The organism is Bifidobacterium pongonis (genome assembly GCF_019331805.1).
GTDB lineage: Bacteria > Actinomycetota > Actinomycetes > Actinomycetales > Bifidobacteriaceae > Bifidobacterium > Bifidobacterium pongonis.
Window position 1 is genome coordinate 1 of sequence record NZ_JAHBBE010000041.1, and the last position, 18,814, is coordinate 18,814.

The 18,814-nt window shown below is 57.7% G+C and carries 16 protein-coding genes and 1 pseudogene; 5 read left to right on the forward strand and 12 right to left on the reverse strand.

Annotation, left to right across the window (positions count from 1 at the left end; genetic code table 11):
- The 3 genes from ftsE to KIH75_RS10250 form a co-directional block, all read right to left on the reverse strand.
- A partial coding sequence (gene ftsE, locus KIH75_RS08985) for a cell division ATP-binding protein FtsE (protein WP_236028195.1) occupies positions 1-1,116 on the reverse strand: 1,116 nt, incomplete at its 3' end.
- A 54-nt stretch (positions 1,117-1,170) separates the two neighbouring features.
- Positions 1,171-2,292: a peptide chain release factor 2 gene (prfB, locus tag KIH75_RS08990; protein WP_219056380.1), complete on the reverse strand. Its 1,122-nt coding sequence runs from the start codon at positions 2,290-2,292 to the stop codon at positions 1,171-1,173.
- Positions 2,293-2,472: 180 nt separating this feature from the next.
- Positions 2,473-2,607, reverse strand: a complete 135-nt coding sequence (locus tag KIH75_RS10250) for a hypothetical protein (RefSeq protein ID WP_274608109.1) — start codon at positions 2,605-2,607, stop codon at positions 2,473-2,475.
- Positions 2,608-2,717: 110 nt separating this feature from the next.
- On the opposite strand from KIH75_RS10250, the gene ilvD reads away from it, so the two are divergent.
- From ilvD to KIH75_RS09015, 5 genes are all read left to right on the forward strand, one after another.
- The gene (gene ilvD / locus KIH75_RS08995; RefSeq protein ID WP_219056381.1) at positions 2,718-4,577 is read left to right on the forward strand and encodes a dihydroxy-acid dehydratase; all 1,860 of its coding nucleotides are present in this window, start codon (positions 2,718-2,720) and stop codon (positions 4,575-4,577) included.
- Positions 4,578-4,742: 165 nt separating this feature from the next.
- The gene (locus tag KIH75_RS09000) at positions 4,743-5,786 is read left to right on the forward strand and encodes a LacI family DNA-binding transcriptional regulator (protein ID WP_219056382.1); all 1,044 of its coding nucleotides are present in this window, start codon (positions 4,743-4,745) and stop codon (positions 5,784-5,786) included.
- 467 nt (positions 5,787-6,253) lie between these two features.
- The gene (locus KIH75_RS09005) at positions 6,254-7,579 is read left to right on the forward strand and encodes an MFS transporter (RefSeq protein ID WP_219056383.1); all 1,326 of its coding nucleotides are present in this window, start codon (positions 6,254-6,256) and stop codon (positions 7,577-7,579) included.
- Between the two features lie 160 nt (positions 7,580-7,739).
- Entirely contained in the window at positions 7,740-9,296 is a 1,557-nt protein-coding gene (locus KIH75_RS09010; RefSeq protein ID WP_219056384.1) for a glycoside hydrolase family 32 protein, read from the forward strand.
- A gap of 351 nt (positions 9,297-9,647) precedes the next feature.
- A complete protein-coding gene (locus KIH75_RS09015; protein WP_219056385.1) occupies positions 9,648-10,451 on the forward strand; it encodes an ABC transporter permease in 804 nt (267 codons plus the stop codon).
- 219 nt (positions 10,452-10,670) lie between these two features.
- On the opposite strand, the gene KIH75_RS09020 is transcribed toward KIH75_RS09015, so the two are convergent.
- The 9 genes and pseudogenes from KIH75_RS09020 to KIH75_RS09055 all read right to left on the reverse strand — a co-directional run bounded on the left by KIH75_RS09020 (position 10,671) and on the right by KIH75_RS09055 (position 18,562).
- Positions 10,671-11,279, reverse strand: a complete 609-nt coding sequence (locus tag KIH75_RS09020) for a zinc-ribbon domain-containing protein (protein ID WP_219056386.1) — start codon at positions 11,277-11,279, stop codon at positions 10,671-10,673.
- Between the two features lie 39 nt (positions 11,280-11,318).
- A complete protein-coding gene (locus tag KIH75_RS09025; RefSeq protein ID WP_219056387.1) occupies positions 11,319-13,718 on the reverse strand; it encodes an RCC1 domain-containing protein in 2,400 nt (799 codons plus the stop codon).
- A 91-nt stretch (positions 13,719-13,809) separates the two neighbouring features.
- The gene (locus KIH75_RS09030) at positions 13,810-14,460 is read right to left on the reverse strand and encodes a hypothetical protein (RefSeq protein WP_236028198.1); all 651 of its coding nucleotides are present in this window, start codon (positions 14,458-14,460) and stop codon (positions 13,810-13,812) included.
- A gap of 114 nt (positions 14,461-14,574) precedes the next feature.
- Positions 14,575-14,640 (reverse strand): annotated as a pseudogene (locus KIH75_RS10395) (zinc-ribbon domain-containing protein); the annotation flags it as partial.
- Positions 14,641-14,654: 14 nt separating this feature from the next.
- Positions 14,655-15,200 carry an archaellin/type IV pilin N-terminal domain-containing protein gene (locus tag KIH75_RS09035; RefSeq protein WP_219056389.1) on the reverse strand — a complete coding sequence of 182 codons (546 nt, stop codon included), beginning with the start codon at positions 15,198-15,200 and terminating at the stop codon, positions 14,655-14,657.
- Between the two features lie 63 nt (positions 15,201-15,263).
- Positions 15,264-15,812 (reverse strand): zinc ribbon domain-containing protein, encoded by a 549-nt coding sequence (locus tag KIH75_RS09040; protein ID WP_219056390.1) that lies wholly within the window; start codon positions 15,810-15,812, stop codon positions 15,264-15,266.
- A 141-nt stretch (positions 15,813-15,953) separates the two neighbouring features.
- Positions 15,954-16,673, reverse strand: a complete 720-nt coding sequence (locus KIH75_RS09045) for a zinc ribbon domain-containing protein (protein WP_219056391.1) — start codon at positions 16,671-16,673, stop codon at positions 15,954-15,956.
- 150 nt (positions 16,674-16,823) lie between these two features.
- Positions 16,824-17,915 carry a hypothetical protein gene (locus KIH75_RS09050; protein ID WP_219056392.1) on the reverse strand — a complete coding sequence of 364 codons (1,092 nt, stop codon included), beginning with the start codon at positions 17,913-17,915 and terminating at the stop codon, positions 16,824-16,826.
- Positions 17,894-18,562 carry a zinc ribbon domain-containing protein gene (locus tag KIH75_RS09055; RefSeq protein ID WP_219056393.1) on the reverse strand — a complete coding sequence of 223 codons (669 nt, stop codon included), beginning with the start codon at positions 18,560-18,562 and terminating at the stop codon, positions 17,894-17,896. Before KIH75_RS09055 ends, KIH75_RS09050 begins: the two co-directional genes overlap by 22 nt.
- Positions 18,563-18,814: the final 252 nt, after the last annotated feature.

Below are 18,814 nucleotides of genomic sequence, written 5' to 3' on the forward strand. Positions count from 1 at the left end.
CAGAAGCCGGAATACGGATTGTCTTCGGGTTTCCTGGGCCCGGAGTTGTGTATAAGAGACATGGGTGGGCGGCATGAACGCCTCATCGCCAAGGGGCATGGCTTCGGTCCTCTCGCCGGGCCGCTCCCCCTCGCCGTTCCTCTTCTCATGTTCCTTGGCCATTTCCTCCAACGGCAGTCCCCTGCCCCAGGTCATGGTGTCTTCGGGGGACGCGAACGCCTCGCCGTAACGGCCGGTGCGACCGGAATGCACGGACTGGGCGAGTCGGGCGATGCCTTCGCCCTCGTCCATCGCGCGTGCGGCGATCGCGCTCGCCCGCAGCGCGTCCGCAGCGCTGTGCGGCACGGTGCCCTGCATGATGTCGCCGGTGGCGGAGCGCAGCGCCTGCTGCGACCTGTTCGTCACTTCGGAATCGGGGAAGAACTCCGCGGAATCGTAGGAGCCGTGTTCCTCGTCGCGCACGATGCTGCCGTTATGCAGTTCGACGACGCGCTTGCGCATCGAGTTGACGATCTCCTCGTTGTGCGTGGCCATGACCACCGTGGTTCCGGTGCGGTTGATGGCGTCCAGCACTTCCATGATGCCCAGCGAGGTGGTCGGGTCGAGGTTGCCCGTGGGCTCGTCCGCCAGCAGGATCTGCGGATGGTTCACGTAGGCGCGGGCGATGGCCACGCGCTGCTGTTCGCCGCCGGAAAGCTCATGCGGGTAGTTCTTCTCCTTGCCGGTGAGTCCCACGGTCTCCAGCACCTTCGGCACCATCGATTTGACGGCGGACCGGCGCATGCCGATGACCTCCAGGGCGAACGCGACGTTCTGCCACACGGTCTTGTTGTTCAGCAGCTTGTAGTCCTGGAACACGAAACCGATGGAACGGCGGTATTGCGGCACCTGACGGTTGGTGATGCGTCGCAGGTCGTTGCCGGCCACGCGGATCTCGCCCTCGGTGGCCTCCTCCTCGTGCAGCAGCAGGCTCAGCAGCGTGGTCTTGCCGGAGCCGGACGCGCCTACGAGGAACACGAAATCGCCGCGTTCGATGTCGAGATTGACATCGTCGAGCGCCGGTCTGGTCCCCTTGGGATAGATCTTGCTTACATGGTTCAACGAAATCAGTGCCATGTCATTCCTTCCGTTTCCGTTTCCGCCGCACGCCCGTGCGGGAAGCGGGAAGCTTTACTCGGCGTCCTTGGCGCGACGCTGCTCGTGACGCCAACGGATGCCGGCCTGGATGAAGCCGTCCAGGTCGCCGTCGAACACCGCCTGGGTCTGTGAGGTTTCGTAGCCGGTGCGCAGATCCTTGACCATCTGGTACGGGTGCAGCACGTAGGAGCGCATCTGATCGCCCCAGCTCGCCTTGATGTCGCCCGCCAGCTCCTTCTTCTTCTTGGCTTCCTCCTCGTGACGCAGCACCAGCAGTCGGGACTGCAGCACGGCCATGGCGGCGGCGCGGTTCTGGATCTGGGAGCGTTCGTCCTGCATGGTGACGACCAGGCCGGTGGGAAGGTGGGTGATGCGCACGGCCGAGTAGGTCGTGTTCACGCCCTGGCCGCCGGGGCCGGAGGAGCAGTACGTATCCACGCGGATATCGGTATCGGGGATGTCGATGTGATCGGTGGCCTCGACCAGCGGCACGACCTCGACCGCGGCGAAGCTGGTCTGGCGGCGGCCCTGGTTGTCGAACGGCGAAATACGCACCAGACGATGGGTGCCGCCTTCGACGGACAGGCGTCCGTACGCGTACGGCGCATCCACCTGGAACGTGGCGGACTTGATGCCCGCCTCCTCGGCGTACGAAGTGTCCATCACCTTGGCCTTGAAGCCGTTGCGCTCGCAGTATCTCAGGTACATGCGCAGCAGCATCTGCGCGAAATCGGCCGCGTCCACGCCGCCCGCGCCGGAACGGATGGTGACGACCGCGGAACGTTCGTCGTATTCGCCGTCCAGCAGCGTCTGGATTTCCATATCGTCCAGATCGGTCTGGATCTTCTCCACTTCGGCCTGCGCCTCGGCGAGCGTATCCGCGTCGTTCTCCTCGCGGCCGAGCTCGACGAGCGTCTCCACGTCGTCGATGCGCTGCGACGCGGAATCGAGACGCTTGAGCTGCGCCTGCGCCGCGGACAGACGGCTGGTCACCTTCTGCGCGTTTTCGGGATCGTCCCACAGACCGGGCTCCGCCGCCTGCTGTTCAAGCTCGGCGATCTGCGCCTTCATGCGGTCCATGTCCAACGCCTGGGCGATGGAATCGTACTTCGAACGGGCCTCCGAGATCGCCTCGGAGAAATCGAATTCTGCCATTATGTTTCACCTTTACGTTCGTTCTGTAGAAATTGTCTTCGAACATACTTGGGTTTTCAGCCCAACCCGAGGGTTTTACACATTCTCTTTGCGGGCACGCCGTTGTCTTCCCTTCCCCTCGCGACCGCGAACCAGCCGCTCGACGCGGGAAACGCCCCCACAGGAATGTGCGAGAGGGCGTCAAAGACCCGCGTAGATGGCGGGAACCACCATGGAGAGCAGCAGGGCCGCGGCTATGACGATGCACACCGTCCGCGTCATCACGCGACGACGGTGTTCGCGCATCTCGCGCTCTTCCCGCTGACTGTTACTCATATGTCACGAGTGTACGCAACAGCGCGGATTTTGCATACGTTATCGCCATCGGTTCCATAATGTGACTTCCCGCGGAACGTGTGTCCCACTGGAACGCAAGAATGAGAGGCATGGAAATGCGATCTGCAAAACTAATGAATGGACGTGTATTCGCGGGCGCACGCGCCCTTTACCGCGCCGCCGGTGTGGATGGCAAGGATTTCGGCAAGCCGATCATCGCCATCGCCAACTCCTTCGATGAGTTCCTGCCGGGCCATGTGCACCTGAACAAGGTCGGCCGCCTCATCTCCGAGGCGATCAAGGAAGCGGGCGGCATCCCCCGTGAGTTCAACACGATGGCCGTGGACGACGGCATCGCCATGGGCCACACCGGTATGCTGTACTCGCTGCCGAGCCGCGACATCATCGCCGACACCGTCGAATACCAGGTCAACGCGCACTGCGCCGACGCCCTGATCTGCATCCCGAACTGCGACAAGGTCGTTCCGGGCATGCTGATGGCCGCGCTGCGCCTGAACATCCCGACCGTCTTCGTCTCCGGCGGCCCGATGGAGGCCGGCACGACCGTGCTGCCCGACGGCACCGTGAAGAAGAACACCGATCTGATCGACGTGATGTACGCCTCCGCCGACGACAATCTGGACGAGAACGATCTGCTCGCCTACGAGAAGACCGTCTGCCCGACCTGCGGTTCCTGCGCCGGCATGTTCACCGCGAACTCGATGAACTGCCTGACCGAGGCCATCGGTCTGGCTCTGCCGGGCAACGGCACCATCCTGGCCTCCCACTCCTACCGCAAGGACCTCTTCAAGCGCGCCGCCGAGCAGGTCGTCAAGATCGCCAAGCAGTATTACGACGACGATGACACCTCCGTGCTGCCGCGCTCCATCGCCACCAAGGAAGCCTTCGAGAACGCCATGACCATGGACGTGGCCATGGGCGGCTCCACCAACACCGTGCTGCACATCCTCGCCATGGCGCAGTCCGCCGACGTGGACTTCACGCTTGACGACATCGAGCGCATCTCCCACACCGTGCCCTGCATCTGCAAGGCTTCGCCGTCCGGCGAATGGGAGATCTCCGACGTGCATCGCGCCGGCGGCATCACCGGTATTCTCGGCGAGCTCGACCGTGCCGGCAAGCTGCACCGCGACGTGCACTCCATCGATTACAAGACGCTTGAGGACAAGCTCAACGATTGGGACATCATGCGCGACACCTGCACCGAGCAGGCCAAGCAGATGTATCTGGCGGCCCCCGGCCACATCGTGTCCCCGGATCCGTGGACGCACACCACCCTGTTCGATTCCCTCGACCGCGACCGTGTGAACGGCGCGATCCACGACATCGACCACCCGGCCGTCACCGAAGGCGGTCTGGCCGTGCTGCGCGGCAACCTCGCCCCCGACGGCTGCGTGGTGAAGACCGCGGGCGTGCCGAAGGAGATCTGGACCTTCCGTGGACCGGCGTTGGTCGTCGAATCCCAGGAGGAGGCCATCGAGGTCATCCTCAACGACACCCTGAAGCCGGGCATGGCGCTGATCATCCGCTACGAGGGCCCGAAGGGCGGCCCGGGTATGCAGGAAATGCTGTACCCGACCTCCTTCGTCAAGGGCAAGGGCATCGGCAAGCAGGTCGCACTGCTGACCGATGGCCGTTACTCCGGCGGCTCCTCCGGCCTGTCCATCGGCCATATCGCCCCCGAAGCCGCGAACAAGGGCCCGATCGCCCTGATCAAGAACGGCGACATCATCAACATCGACATCCCGAACCGTACGGTGAACGTCGAGCTTTCCGACGAGCAGCTGGCCCAGCGCCGCGCCGAACTCGAAGCCGGCGACGGCTATGTGGCGCACCGCGACCGCAAGGTCTCCCAGGCGCTGAAGGCCTACGCGGCCTTCGCCCGTTCCGCCGATAAGGGCGCGACCAGGGATCCGGAGCTGATCGACAGGCTCTCCGGCCTCGCCTGATAGCGGCTCTCCCCTTTCCTGAAGAATGCCCCGCGGTCTTTCCGGCCGCGGGGCATTCGCGTTGCGTGGCAACGTTTGCGCCGTGGCCCGGGCCCGCGCCCATAGCGGCGCCCGCGCCGAACATACGCCGCCCCAAACGCCGCCCGGGGTGTATCGTGTGGTGATATGACGACGATGAAAGAGATTGCGAGGCAGACAGGGGTGTCTGTATCGACGGTGTCGCTGGTGATGAACCACCGCGACATAGGCAGGGTCAAACCCGAGATCGCCGCGCGCGTGAGGGAGACTGCCCGCCAGCTCGGCTACCAGATCAACCCGATGGCACGTTCGTTGCGCACCAACAGCACGCGTATTCTCGGTTTCATCAGCGACGAGGTGGCCACCACGCCGTATGCGGGCGGCATGATCCTCGGTGCGCAGAGCGCCGCGAGCAGCTTGGGCTACATGCTCATCACCGTCAGCACGGACGGCGGCATGAAGGAGGACGATGAGATCGACGCGTTGAAACGCTATGGCGCCGACGGCTTCCTCTACGCGAAGATGTCGAACCGTATCACCGACGTGCCGCCGAAACTGCTTGACTACCCGGTGGTACTCACCGACGCGACCGACCGCAACGGCGTGATCCCCAGCGTGGAACCGGACGAATTCCTCATCGCCTATGACGCGACCACCCATCTCATCAAGGCCGGATGCGAGCGCATCGCCTATGTGGGTTGCAGCGAGACGATGATCGCGCAGAAGGGCCGCCTGGCCGGGTACCGTGCCGCGTTGGAGGACGCCGGCCGTGATTTCGATGAACGTTTGGTGGCGAATGTGCTCAATAACGGTCCGGCGCTGCGGGCGGTGGCCAAGCTGTTCGACACCGAACACCCGGACGGTTTCTTCTGCTTCAACGATGCACGCGCCTGGTACGTGTACGAGTGCGCGGCGCGGCGCGGGCTCACCGTCGGCAAGGACATCTCCGTGGTGGGCGTGGATAACCACCGCGTGTTCGCCGAGACGCTGGAACCGCAGCTGACCACCGTGGAGCTTCCCCACTTCGAGATGGGCTATTGGGCTGCGGCCAAGCTGATCTCGATCATCGAGGACCGCCCACCGGAGTATTTCACGTGGCCGCAGACCACCGCTCCCCTGCCGCCCATCGACGCACCCATCCCCGCGAAGGTCCATTGCACGCTGCTGGAGAAGGGTTCCGTGGCCAAGTAATAGCCGAGTAGCAGCCAATCGCCCCGCCGACCAGCGGGGCGATTGCCGTATTGGCGCCATACCGTTCCGGCGTTGCGTTCGACGGTGCCGGCGTGCGCCGAACGGCATCCGTTGGCACTCCAACGCATTTCACTGCGGCGACGAAAATTCGACAGCGACGTCGAATGTCCGACAATCAAACGGCATCTGTCTTGTTTTCCGTGGTGCTATCGATTTCATCCACCTCATCGCGACACGCCGGGCGTGTTTTGTGTGAAGGTTCACAAACGGCTGAAACGAAGCCTCTTGATAACTTGCAAATATTTTCACTACTCTTTTCTTACGTCATTCGATTGACGTAAATCGATTGACGTTTTATCATATAAACACGGAAATTCCACAGCGGGCACGGCAGCCCGCACGGAACGCCTTCCAACAACAACAGCGATCGCGCAGCAGCGGTTGCTCAGAGAAAAGGGAAAAACAAAATGGCAAGCGCACATAAGTCTGCATGGAGAAACCCCTCCTATCTGCAGAGCTCTTTCGGCATCTTCATGTTCTTCTGCTCCTGGGGCATCTGGTGGTCCTTCTTCTCCAGGTGGCTCACCGACCCGACCCACGGCCTGGGTATGAGCGCCGCGGAACAGGGCCAGATCTACTCCATCAACTCGCTGGCGACCCTGGTCATCATGTTCGTCTACGGCACCATCCAGGATCAGCTCGGCATCAAGCGTAAGCTCGTCATCTTCATCTCCGCCGTCGCCGCATGCGTCGGCCCGTTCGTCCAGTTCGTGTACGCCCCGATGCTGACCGCCGGCGGCACCACCCGCTTCATCGGTGTGCTCATCGGCTCCATCGTGCTGTCCGCTGGCTTCATGGCCGGCTGCTCCCTGTTCGAAGCCGTCACCGAACGCTACTCCCGTAAGTTCGGCTTCGAATACGGCCAGTCCCGCGCTTGGGGCTCCTTCGGCTACGCCATCGTCGCCCTGTGCGCCGGCTTCCTCTTCAACATCAACCCGCTGCTCAACTTCTGGGTCGGCTCCATCTGCGGCCTCGGCATGCTGTGCGTCTACGCCTTCTGGGTTCCGGCCGAGCAGAAGGAAGAACTCCGCAAGGAAGCCGATCCGAACGCCGCGCCGACCAACCCCTCCTTCAAGGAGATGGTCTCCGTTCTGAAGATGCCGGCCCTGTGGGTGCTCATCGTCTTCATGCTGCTGACCAACACCTTCTACACCGTGTTCGACCAGCAGATGTTCCCGAACTACTACGCCTCCCTCTTCCCGACCACCGAGATCGGCAACGCCACCTACGGCACCCTGAACTCCGTCCAGGTGTTCCTCGAATCCGCCATGATGGGCGTCGTCCCGATCATCATGAAGAAGATCGGCGTGCGCAACTCCCTGCTCCTCGGCGCCTTCGTGATGTTCGCCCGTATCGGCCTGTGCGGCGTGTTCCACGACCCGGTCAGTGTCTCCATCGTGAAGATGTTCCACTCCATCGAGGTCCCGCTGTTCTGCCTGCCGGCATTCCGCTACTTCACCCTGCACTTCGACACGAAGCTGTCCGCCACCCTCTACATGGTGGGCTTCCAGATCGCTTCCCAGGTCGGCCAGGTGATCTTCTCCACCCCGCTCGGCGCCCTGCACGACAACCTCGGCGACCGCCCGACCTTCTTCACCATCTCGGGCATCGTCCTGGCGGCCCTGATCTACGGCTTCTTCGTCATCAAGAAGGACGATCAGGAAGTCGGCGGCGACCCGTTCTACACCGACAAGCAGCTTAAGGCCATGGAAGCCGCCAAGGCCCAGGCCTGACCTGAATAACAGCAAAGCGGCATCCGGTTTTTCTTCCCCCTTCCTGCCGGATGCCGCTTTCTCTCTCCCTACAGCCCTTCCACGAGCCGCATAGGCTCCCCACACATCACCCCACAAACGAACGCCCAACGAACGGCGACACACAGAAAGACGATCAACGATGACTGACTTCACTCCGAACGAACCGGTGCTCACCCCCATCAGGGACCATGCCGAGGAACTCGCCAAGGCCGAGGCCGGCGTGGCCGAACTCGCAGCCAAGCGCAACAACCGCTGGTACCCGAAGTTCCACATCGCCTCCAACGGCGGCTGGATCAACGACCCGAACGGCCTGTGCTACTGCAAGGGCCGCTGGCACGTCTTCTACCAGCTGCACCCGTACGGCACCCAGTGGGGCCCGATGCACTGGGGCCACGTCTCCTCCACCGACATGGTGAACTGGAAGCGCGAACCGATCATGTTCGCCCCCTCCCTGGAACAGGAGAAGGACGGCGTGTTCTCCGGTTCCGCGGTGATCGGCGACGACGGCAAGCTCAAGTTCTACTACACCGGCCATCGCTGGGCCAACGGGCACGACAACACCGGCGGCGACTGGCAGGTGCAGATGCTCGCCGAACCCGACAACGACGAACTGACCTCCGCCACCAAGCGTGGCATGGTCGTCGACTGCCCGACCGACAAGGTCGACCACCACTACCGTGATCCGAAGGTCTGGAAGACCGGCGACAAGTGGTACATGACCTTCGGTGTCTCCTCCGCCGAGAAGCGCGGCCAGATGTGGCTCTTCTCCTCCGACGACATGGTCCGCTGGACCTACGAGCGCGTGCTGTTCGAGCACCCGGATCCGAACGTGTTCATGCTCGAATGCCCCGACTTCTTCCCGATCCGCGACGCCGAAGGCAACGAGAAGTGGGTCATCGGCTTCTCCGCCATGGGCGCCAAGGCCAACGGTTTCATGAACCGCAACGTCAACAACGCCGGCTACATGATCGGCACCTGGACCCCGGGCGAGGCCTTCAAGCCGGAAACCGAGTTCCGCCTGTGGGATTGCGGCCACAACTACTACGCACCGCAGTCCTTCAACGACGGCAAGCGCCAGATCGTCTACGGCTGGATGAGCCCGTTCGTCGCGCCGATCAACATGGAGAACGACGGCTGGTGCGGCAACCTGACCCTGCCGCGCGAGATCACGCTGGGCGCCGACGGCGACCTGCACACCGCCCCCGTGGCCGAGATGGAAGGCCTGCGCGAAGACACCTTCGACCACGGCATGATCGACCTGGGCGTCAACGAGGAGCGCATCATCTCCGACGATGCCGAAGCCGTCGAGATCGAAATGACCATCGACCTTGCCAACTCCACCGCGGAACGTGCCGGCCTGAGAGTGCACGCCACCGAGGACGGCGCCTACACCTTCGTGGGCTATGACGATCAGATCGGCCGCGTGGTCATCGACCGTCAGGCCAACGCCCGCGGCGACCGCGGCTACCGTACCGCACCGCTCTCCGCCGAGGAACTGGCGTCCGGCACGCTCAAGCTTCGCGTGTACGTCGATCGCGGATGCGTCGAAGTGTACGTGAACGACGGCCGTCAGTCCATGAGCTCCTACAGCTACGCCTCCGAAGGCCCGCGCGCCATCAAGCTCGAATCCGAATCCGGCACCCTGAAGGTCGCATCCCTCAAGCTGCACCACATGAAGTCCATCGGATTGGAGTGATTCGAAGCTCATATCGATACCGGCGGAAGCGTTATTCCCCCACGAAACCCCTCGCGTAGGAAGCGTCATTCCGCCTCCCTTTTTCTGAACGCACACCATTGGGCGGTTCATTTGGACGAAATCGGGGCCGATTTCGTCCGAATGAACCGCCCAGTGCCGTTACCTGTACCGTTACGGGCGGCGCCCGCGGTTCCGATTCGCGCGCGGATTCGCGCATGTTCGCACGCCTGCCCTATACTGGCCTGCTGGATTACAGGTTTCTGGCCGATGCGCGAACAGGCTCCTCACCTTACTGGTTTCCCGCCGTCGGCCGTGTGCGCGCCCACTTCGGCGCAGAAAGCAAGGTGAACGATGGTCGGGAACCGCGTTCAACACACTTTGGTCAAGGCGTTCAAGCGCCGTATCCCCACGATCGTGGCGGTGGTGCTGCTGCTCGCCGTTTGGGAGGCATGGGCGCGACTCGCGCACGTGCCTTCGACGATGATCCCCTCCCCCAGCGAAATCGCGCAGGCCACCGTCGAAACCTGGCCGACGCTCTGGCCCGCCACGCGCATCACGCTTCTTGAAGGAAGCGTCGGATTCCTGCTCGCCGTCACCCTCGGCGTGCTGATCGGCATTCTCCTGCACCGTTCGAAAGTCGCGAACGCGGCACTGTTCCCACTGCTATCCGCCGCGCAGACGATGCCGCTGATCTCCATCGCACCGCTGTTCCTCATCTGGTTCGGTTTCGAAATATCCGGCAAAATCGCGATCGTCGCCATATTCGGCCTGTTCCCCATCGCCGTGCAGACGATCCGCGGCCTTGAAGCGGTGCCCACGTTCTACTCCGACGTGGCGCTGACCTGCGGCGCGACCCGCGCGTGGACGCTATGGCATGTGAAACTGCGCGTCGCCGCACGGCAGATCTACGGCGGCATCCGCGTCTCCGCCGCATATATTTACGCCACCGCGGCCACCGCCGAATACCTCGGCGCACGCGGCGGACTCGGCATCTGGCTGCAGGCCGCCTACAATTCCTTCCGCACGCCGCTCATCTTCTCGGCCACGCTGGTCATCATCGCGATCACCGGCATCCTCATGTGCCTGGTGAACCTGAGCGAGCGCGTCCTGCTCGGCTCCACCGGCTCGGATGCCGACCCGGATGCGGAGGAATAAGGGGACGGTTTAGAGAAAAACTCTTATCCTACAAGATGATGGATTTCTACCCTCCACTCCGACGAGCTGCCGAGTTTATCGCCCCGGCAATCAGGCTGTAAACCAATGTGGTGAGGCCGGCGAACCATCGCCGAACCTCACCACATATCGCTTCATCTCAATACCAGCGATTCCGTTCTTCTCATTCGAAGCGCACCACTGCTAAGGCAGAGATATAACTCACTGATACAAAGCACGAATCCTATCGTTGACGTATTGTCCCATCTTCTTGGCGGTATCAAGATCGGGGCAATACATCGTTTCCTTGCGGCCGGAAATCTCCAATACAAGAGTGCACCGCTTCTCCACGATGTTTACCCCCTGTATTTGCGTGTAAGGAATGTTGATCTCACGAATTCCACCAATCAAACAGCAGCTCAAACCTTCTACATGCCCCTCAAATACTTCAATATGGTATTTATCGGCTTGCAGGAACAGATAAGTTTGAACTATGGCACATAATAGGATGAAGAATCCGAAGGCCATTACATACCAATTTGTCTCATGCCCTAAATAGGGATGCGCTGATAGGTGATCTCCACGAGAGGGCGGATCATAATCAGCAAGCCACCACATCACTGGAGCCTCGATAAAGAAGAACACTGCACCAAGCAGCCATGAAATTTTTACAGCCTTAGACGCACGCTTACAGGTAAGGACAGGTTTCAGCTCCGAAGACCTGCCCGCATCCGGAGCAGGAACCGCCGGAGCCTTAATCGAAGCGCCACATTTTGGACAGAATCTTGCCACATTAGAGAGCGCATAACCACATTGGGCGCAATATCCCATTGTTATATCCCTTCCATATCTTCACGTCTTTTCAACGGCTTATTTGATACCTTGAATCTGAATAAAATCCTTCGAATCCCCGGTGGGACTTACGCTCTTGCCCCATATGGTGCCGTCTTTCTTGACCATCATCAAATAGCTCGACGGCACAGCAGCAGCATATATTTTCCGGACGGTTCCTGATTCGATTTTCTTGGGAATATTTGCCTTTTCACCAGAACCATTGCACGTTCCCCACTGGTAGAGATCGCCGTTATCGGTTATGGCCCAGCTACTGCCCCATGCAGAAGTAACGTCACGAACCTTGCTAACGACTTTGACCTGAACCGGGTCATCCGATGCCGTACATGTTCCATCCCCTAGCGCAGCACTATTGCCGTCTCCGCAGGTGGCCCCGTTTGCGCCATGTGCCCATAGGTCACCGTTGACGCCGATGAAGTACGATACCGGTCCAACATCTTGATTCGCGTCAATCTGCTTAATCGTCTTGATCGCAGGAAGAGCGTTCACCACCGTCGCCTCCGTGACCGTTGTTTCGCCTCCGGAAGGCGCGCGTGACGTCCAGACCTTCCCCTGCTCATCCAAGAAATATATGCCCTCATACCCGATGGACATGGATTTGATCTTGGCCAAACCGAAAATTTCGGTAGGTTCGAGCGGCAAATCTGGTTTGGCTGTGCCTTTGCTGTCAATCCAGCGTAATACCGAACCATCGGATTTCAGAGCATAATTAATGCCATACCAGCCGGCGAAATCAATAACATTCTTCAATCCATCAACCTGTTTTGGCTCAAGGATCTCTTCACCACCGTATTCACTGCAGCCAGAAGAAGGACAATTGTCTCCCCACATCCACGCAGTGCCGTCCTTCAGTACTGCATAGCTCTTACCCTGGCCAGAATACATAGTCCTGACATTCTTCAGATTATGAACCTTCACAGGCTTGCCGGATTGTTTGGTGATGTCTTCATCACCATGATTTCCATCACCCAAAGAACCCAAGCCAAATATGGACGACGGATTTCCCCACGCCCATAGGCTTCCGTCCTTCGCGAGCGCATAGTTTCCATTGAACCCGCCGATAAACAGCTTGGAAATGGTAGGAAGACCGGTCATTTTCGTAGCTTTCCCACTCTCGTCAATCGCCCACACTTCACCATTCCGGAGCACATATCCATTGGCGTAGGTTCCGCCAACGGCGATCTGCACATCGTCGGCTACCTTCGACGAATCCTCCGAAGCATCAGAGGAGACATTGCAGTCGGTCATCATGCCTTGTTTGATTGTTTCGATGGTTTCCTGGGTCTGGGAGAGGGTATCTTCGCCCAAAACGAAAGTTTTATCATCTGCGAAACCTAAAACATCAACATCCCTCGATCTTGAAAGCAGATATTCCGTATAGTCCAAATCGGGATCGGATCCAATATATCCACCACCATCAGCCAGCGTTATCTCATCGTTCTCGTCCGAAGCCAGTTCAAGGTAAATATCACCTTGCTGATCGTGTACGGGCTCTCTTTCAATCCCCGCCAACGCCTTTCCTTTTTCCGAGTCATAGTTCCAAGTTTGCACCGTCCAATATTCAGTACTCGGACTGGTTTTCGGGTCCTCATCGTTTTTGCGGTTTTCGTTGTCGTAGACGGTGATCAGTTCATCCTCTTCACCATCCCCATCGGAATCGATGAGAAGCACAACCGAAAGTCCATGCAGATATCCGGCCTCTGCCCCGGAATCAGTTACAATCTCACCTTCCCCGTACTTCTTCTGGAGTGAGGAGATCACATCGTAGTACGACAAATACATTGTTTTCTTGGTGCAAGCGGCAGATGCTTCACCTGCGGAATCCTTGCCTTCGGACGGCTTGACATCAAGCTTGTTGTCGTGAATATCATCAGCCGCCTCGTTATCCGGGCGCACATTTATCTTCGGCAGATTGTAGGTATTGTCCGGATCCCCGCTCACAACGACGCTGTATTGCTTATCCGGTTTCATACCGATGCTTTCCGGCGTGAACTGGCCGTCCTTCACCGAATGGGAGGTTACCTTGCCATCCTCATCCTTCACCTTCAACTCGTATTTTTCGAGCGGTTTTCCGTCCTTGCCATACAGCACGATCACCGTTTTCCTGTGCACCTTCGAAGCTTTGGTGTCGGAATAATGCACCGTGTCCTTATCCGCCGCCTGCGTGGAATCCTTTGGCCACAGCCACACGAACCCCAGAACTCCCGCAAGAATCAGCGCGATGACCACAACGATCGCAATGACCACCTTATGCCAGCTACGCTTCTTCTTCGGTTGAGGAGAAGGAACCGGCTCATCAGGCACGATTGGCGGCAGCACTGCCGTCTTATCCGAAGGAGAGGAATCTCCAAGCTCCTTGCCACAGCCGATGCAGAATTTCTGTCCTGGCTCAATCGGCTCTCCGCACTCGCAACGCATGATCCGAATCCCCGCTCGTTCCGTCTTTGTTTACTACGAAATCCAATCGCAATGGTGGCTGCCGCGCCCGGCACGGCAGCCACCATCACCATCACCAATTGCTCGACGAGTCATCCGACGAATCCGCCACGTCTTTCAGCAGACTATTGAACGAGGAACTCCACACGTACCAACGGCCGCCGATTCGCACTACCTCCATACCGGAGGACATCGAATCCATTGTCTTGGTTTCGCCGGCTTTCAATTGGCCGATATCCTCTTTGGCTGTGACGATACCGGATACCTCCAACTCGTACCCTTCGGCTATGCGCGACTTGAACTTGGCATCATGGAAAGCGTTATTGCTCTCTCTGATGTCACTGGAATCGACCTTGTCACCAATCGAGAACATAGCCCGCGCCTTGACCTTATCAACGCCCATTGAATCAATGGCATCGCCAGCCATGCCTGATATCTTCTCAATAGCCGCATCCTTGTCGCCATCGCACTCTTCAATCGCCGCATCCGCGAGATCCTCAGGCAGATACTTCCAGATCGTTCTGACGTACTTCTCCGTAGCATCGTTATCCATGTTGCTGGAGTAAAGACGGTTCACCGCAACAGTAAGCACATTCGCCACCTCCTGCGCGGAAGCCGGATGAACGGAACCAGGCATACCGTTGCTCACGACGCTGCCGGCCACGATCACAATCGCGAAAATCGCATAGACGACTTGCTTGGCATGGGCTCCAATAAACGCCAACAACGAAGGACCAGGCCCCGGCTGAGGAACCGGCGCAGGGCCGGGCACAGGAGGCTGAGGCGTAGGAGGCTGAGGCGAGGGCGGCTGAGGCGAGGGAGCGCCGCTAATAGTGTTACCGCATCTCCCGCAGAACGTGGCCTGATCGGATACTTGATTACCGCAATGTCCGCAAAATCTCATTTTTCTCTCCTAAGTCACTTGCTCTTCGACACCACATGCGCCGCGTACAGCAGCACTACAGCCACAATGGACGATACGATTCCCTTCGTGGCCTTGGAACCCATAAGCACAAGCACCGAACCGAAATAAGGGATATTCGTCAATGGGCCAATAAGAGTAAGAATCCACAGCACGACTTCAACAATCAGCAGCAAAATGGCCATAACCAGGATCCGTTCGGGATTCTTCTGCGCCTTGGAAGGAGGGAACATCTTCCCAACCATTGATTGGATCAGTCTTATCGACGGGAAACCGCTCAAAAACGCGAGAACCACTGCGAAAGCCAAAAGCAGAAGAACCCCGAGTACGCCTGCGATGGCATTGTTTCCGGCCTGAATGCCGAAAATCATGAATGTGGCGCTGAAATTACCGACCAGTGTCACAATGTAATTCAGCGCTTGCACGCCCAACAGCACCGCGGCGACGGCCGCCAACACATCCGCAAGCCCTATACGTCGCCCACTGGTCTGTTCAATTCTTGTGGTCTGTTCAATTCTTGTGGTCTGTTCAATTCTTGTCATCTCTGTTTCTCCTATCGTTCTCGATATATGAATGGAAGCGTCTCCGCTCATCCGCACCAACCGTCAGCTGGCTGGCGGCTGTGGCTCCGGGTTAGAAACCCGTTCCAAACGGCTGCGGCAGCGTTCGCACCAGACGTAGTCCGCGGGATATTGAACGTTGCACGTTCGGCAGATCATTCCTCCGGCCTGTGCCGGAGCGGGATTTACCGTAACTTGCTGCTGCTGGGCCAATGGCGTTCCGCAGTTCGAGCAGAACGCGGAACGATCCGGGCAAACCGCGCCGCAATGCGCACACTGCTTTTGCCCTTGGAATTGCCCGCCAGTATTCAATGCAGTGTCCTGACGCAGCGCATCGATTTGCATTCTGAGCTCGTTTTCGCGCTGTTCAATCGATCTGATCGTCGACACCTGTTCCGCATATGCGTCCAGAAACTGCTGATTCCCGGACTCACGATTCAATACGTTCATACCGAATTCAGAAAGAGCTTGCGTCTTCTGCTTTGCCAACGTAGACAGTTCGTTATGGCAGCGCATGATTTGCGTTTTTTTATCCGCATAGTCGACTCCGCCATTGATGGCTTCAGTGACGTTATCCAAAAAGCTATTTGCCATTGGACTCCTCCATTCTCAGTCTCCGTAGACCATTAGTTGAAGAATATGTACTACGCGATTTCGAGCCGTCCGAGACACGCATTACTGAAAATAAGTTCATGCAAACGTTGTGGAAATTGGTTTGAACGTGATGAATTACAACTATGCCTTTTTTGACATCGCGTTCCCGGCGCACAACAACAAAGTAGCGAGAAGAGACAAAGGAAACACTAGGGCTGCACCTTCACCGACACTGCTCAACTCAAAAATAATGTCAAAGTCAATACCAATGGACGTGCCAGCATTTACATAATATAGATATGATAAAAATCTAGGGCTAAAAGAAGCCAGCACAACCTCGATAACTAGTAGCGCAATAGCCATTATAAGAGCACCTTTAGCACCCATGCGACGCTTTTGATCAGAGGAATCCGGCTTCAGAGTCATCAGTCGAATGACCTCATATATCAAGAAAACACCCAAAAACACCGGAATACTGGTGGATATCACAATTGCCGTCACTGTGCCGGGGAAATTATCCAATATCCCAAGCCTATTGAGGGATATCTCCGATTCAAGCTCCTCTTTGAATGTCAGGAGGAGGGGCACCAACTGCACAGCAAAAAACGCGGCGGCAAAACCGTAAAAAACCTTATATGCAGAGGAGTGTTTCCTGGCGGCCGTCACGTGCCCTTGAGCAGGTGCGGGAGCTTCTTGAACAGGAGACTCCTCTTGAACAGGCGCCGGGACTTCCTGAATAGGAGACGTCCCCTCTTGAGTTTCAGGAGATGCATAGGCTTCGCCATCAACCGGAGCCCCGCATTTCATACAGAATTTCGTTTCTTCGGGAAGCTCACTGCCGCATTGAATGCAATACCCCATTGTTTCATCCTTTCCTCACAGTCTTTTAAACGACTTATATTGGAGAATATGCAATGCGTGTCTCGGATTATTCGAGACACGCATTGCTGAAAATAAGTTCATGCAAACGTTGCGGAAATTGGTTTGAACATATGGAATCGAAACGAAAATCTATGTGTATTTCATCTCCGAATATTTCGAATAAAGATTCGTTCCCACCGACGCCTTGCTGCCATCGACGGGAGCAATCACAATGTCTTTGCCGCCATACTGGTAACTGCCCAATTCCGCCGGCCTGGCATTGATCAGCAGACCATCCTTCGTCACGTAGTAGCGGCTATCGTCATTAACGATATCGTCGATATATTCATCCAACTGGGTACCGCTATAGATATCGCTGGGATCATCCTCCAGATACCGCTCTATGGCTTCGCGGGCAGCGCTTTCCATTTCGGTGTACGTCTTCCCTACAATCAGAGGCATCGATACTTCATCACCGCTTGTGAGGTCATAGGCTTTCCCCGAGACTTCAATGTCGCCATGGGGACCCCACATCGTGAGATATCGTTCCGTACGAACAACGGCATATTCATCTTTGATGTAGGTGACCGTTTCCCTGTGAGAAATGCACTGCGGACCGGAACCCGAATCCGCATCCCACTTTTTCGCATCCTGCAATTCACGATCGAAATCGTCTTTAATCGTCTTATTGAGATCGTCAAGGACGGAATCGGATTGCTTTTGAGAACTGGAGAACTGAACGTACGTCCACACCTCGTCAAGGTCCGTGCTTTGCTCACTGTTATGGTAGACGAATTCGACTTCGGAAGACTGGGATTCGAAATCGTATGACACCTCACGATTCTTATCATCGGTTTTATCCGTCGTCTTCTTTTTCGCCGAACCATTCGTTTTCTTCGACGTTTTCTCCGAGTTTTTCTTCGCTGCGGAAGTGTCGGACTTATCCCCTCCGAAATCAGTCGATTGCAGCATTCCCGAATCGTACGCGCAATAGAACGTTCCGCCGCACACCAGCGCCACGACGACCAGAACGCCTATGATGACGTTACGTTTCGTATGGTTTTTGACGGGCATATCCTGCGTCAGGTCCTTTGTGGATTCACCCACTTCGTTCTGATCGTTCAAGGTCGCCCCGCAGGAAGTGCAGAATTTGGACATTCCTTCAATCGGCTCATGGCAGACCGCGCAATATCGATGAGTCATTCGATTCTCAACCTTTTCTACTTCAATTGCGTTCTGCAATTGCCGCAGAACCTTGCTCGGGACTTGTTGGACTTACCGCATTGAGGGCAGATAACGTCCTCCTCGACTGCGATTTCCTGTTGCGTATTCTCCTGCTGCGGGAGAGTGTCCACAGGGCGCACGATGTTTTCCGCTGGATCTACACCGCAGCTTTCCAATTTGATTCCGCACACTTCGCAGAATCCGAATTCGGAGGAATACACTGTTTTGCATTGCGGGCATCGATGCGCCTCAATCACCCGTGGGGCAGGCCGCAGGATGCTGTCGGAAAGCAGCGCACCGCAGCTCGGGCAGAATTTCGCCAACTCCGGGCAGGAGGCTCCGCATGAGCACACTTTGGACCAGGGGGAATTCTGAATGCGCTTCCCGTTTTGGCGATTCTCCTCCTGCTCAATCACGCTTTCCGCTCTCGCGATGCGTTCCTTGAGCTTTTCCGCCCATTGGTCGGCTTCAGCGAGTGCCGCGGCCTGTTCGGGGTAATTCTCCCAAAACGACTGGTTGCCCTTCTCCCGTTCGGCAACGGCAGCCCCAAGCTCCGCGAACACCCGCTTTTTATTGGCATCCAACTTGTCAAGCTCAGTTTGGCAATAGCGCTTCTCCGCTTCCGCTTCGGATTTCAAATCCCCGCCCACGCCAGATTCCACCATATTGTGCTCCTCTTCCGGAAACCACCATTATCTACTGCTTAATAACCCCATTTTTGTAGAAAAGACGGCTCATTCACGCATGTTTATGCAAACGTTGAAAAGTCATGACGAACGTTTGCGCGTCCCGGTAGTGCCCGAAAAGTTGCGCACTTTGGATCATGGCCGTCCATGGCGCGATGATCAGTTCGCTTCCACGAGGTTGTCATCGAGCCGGGACATGTCCAGGTAGCGGCGGTTCGACCATTCGTTCGC

Coding starts and splice junctions, on each gene's coding strand:
- KIH75_RS09040 (WP_219056390.1), bottom strand. CDS start 15,812: ATGGCAAATAGCTTTTTGGATAACGTCACTGAAGCCATCAATGGCGGA.
- KIH75_RS09010 (WP_219056384.1), top strand. CDS start 7,740: ATGACTGACTTCACTCCGAACGAACCGGTGCTCACCCCCATCAGGGAC.
- KIH75_RS09000 (WP_219056382.1), top strand. CDS start 4,743: ATGACGACGATGAAAGAGATTGCGAGGCAGACAGGGGTGTCTGTATCG.
- KIH75_RS09020 (WP_219056386.1), bottom strand. CDS start 11,279: ATGGGATATTGCGCCCAATGTGGTTATGCGCTCTCTAATGTGGCAAGA.
- KIH75_RS09045 (WP_219056391.1), bottom strand. CDS start 16,673: ATGGGGTATTGCATTCAATGCGGCAGTGAGCTTCCCGAAGAAACGAAA.
- KIH75_RS09035 (WP_219056389.1), bottom strand. CDS start 15,200: ATGACAAGAATTGAACAGACCACAAGAATTGAACAGACCACAAGAATT.
- KIH75_RS09015 (WP_219056385.1), top strand. CDS start 9,648: ATGGTCGGGAACCGCGTTCAACACACTTTGGTCAAGGCGTTCAAGCGC.
- KIH75_RS10250 (WP_274608109.1), bottom strand. CDS start 2,607: ATGAGTAACAGTCAGCGGGAAGAGCGCGAGATGCGCGAACACCGTCGT.
- ilvD (WP_219056381.1), top strand. CDS start 2,718: ATGGAAATGCGATCTGCAAAACTAATGAATGGACGTGTATTCGCGGGC.
- prfB (WP_219056380.1), bottom strand. CDS start 2,292: ATGGCAGAATTCGATTTCTCCGAGGCGATCTCGGAGGCCCGTTCGAAG.
- KIH75_RS09055 (WP_219056393.1), bottom strand. CDS start 18,562: ATGGTGGAATCTGGCGTGGGCGGGGATTTGAAATCCGAAGCGGAAGCG.
- KIH75_RS09025 (WP_219056387.1), bottom strand. CDS start 13,718: ATGCGTTGCGAGTGCGGAGAGCCGATTGAGCCAGGACAGAAATTCTGC.
- KIH75_RS09005 (WP_219056383.1), top strand. CDS start 6,254: ATGGCAAGCGCACATAAGTCTGCATGGAGAAACCCCTCCTATCTGCAG.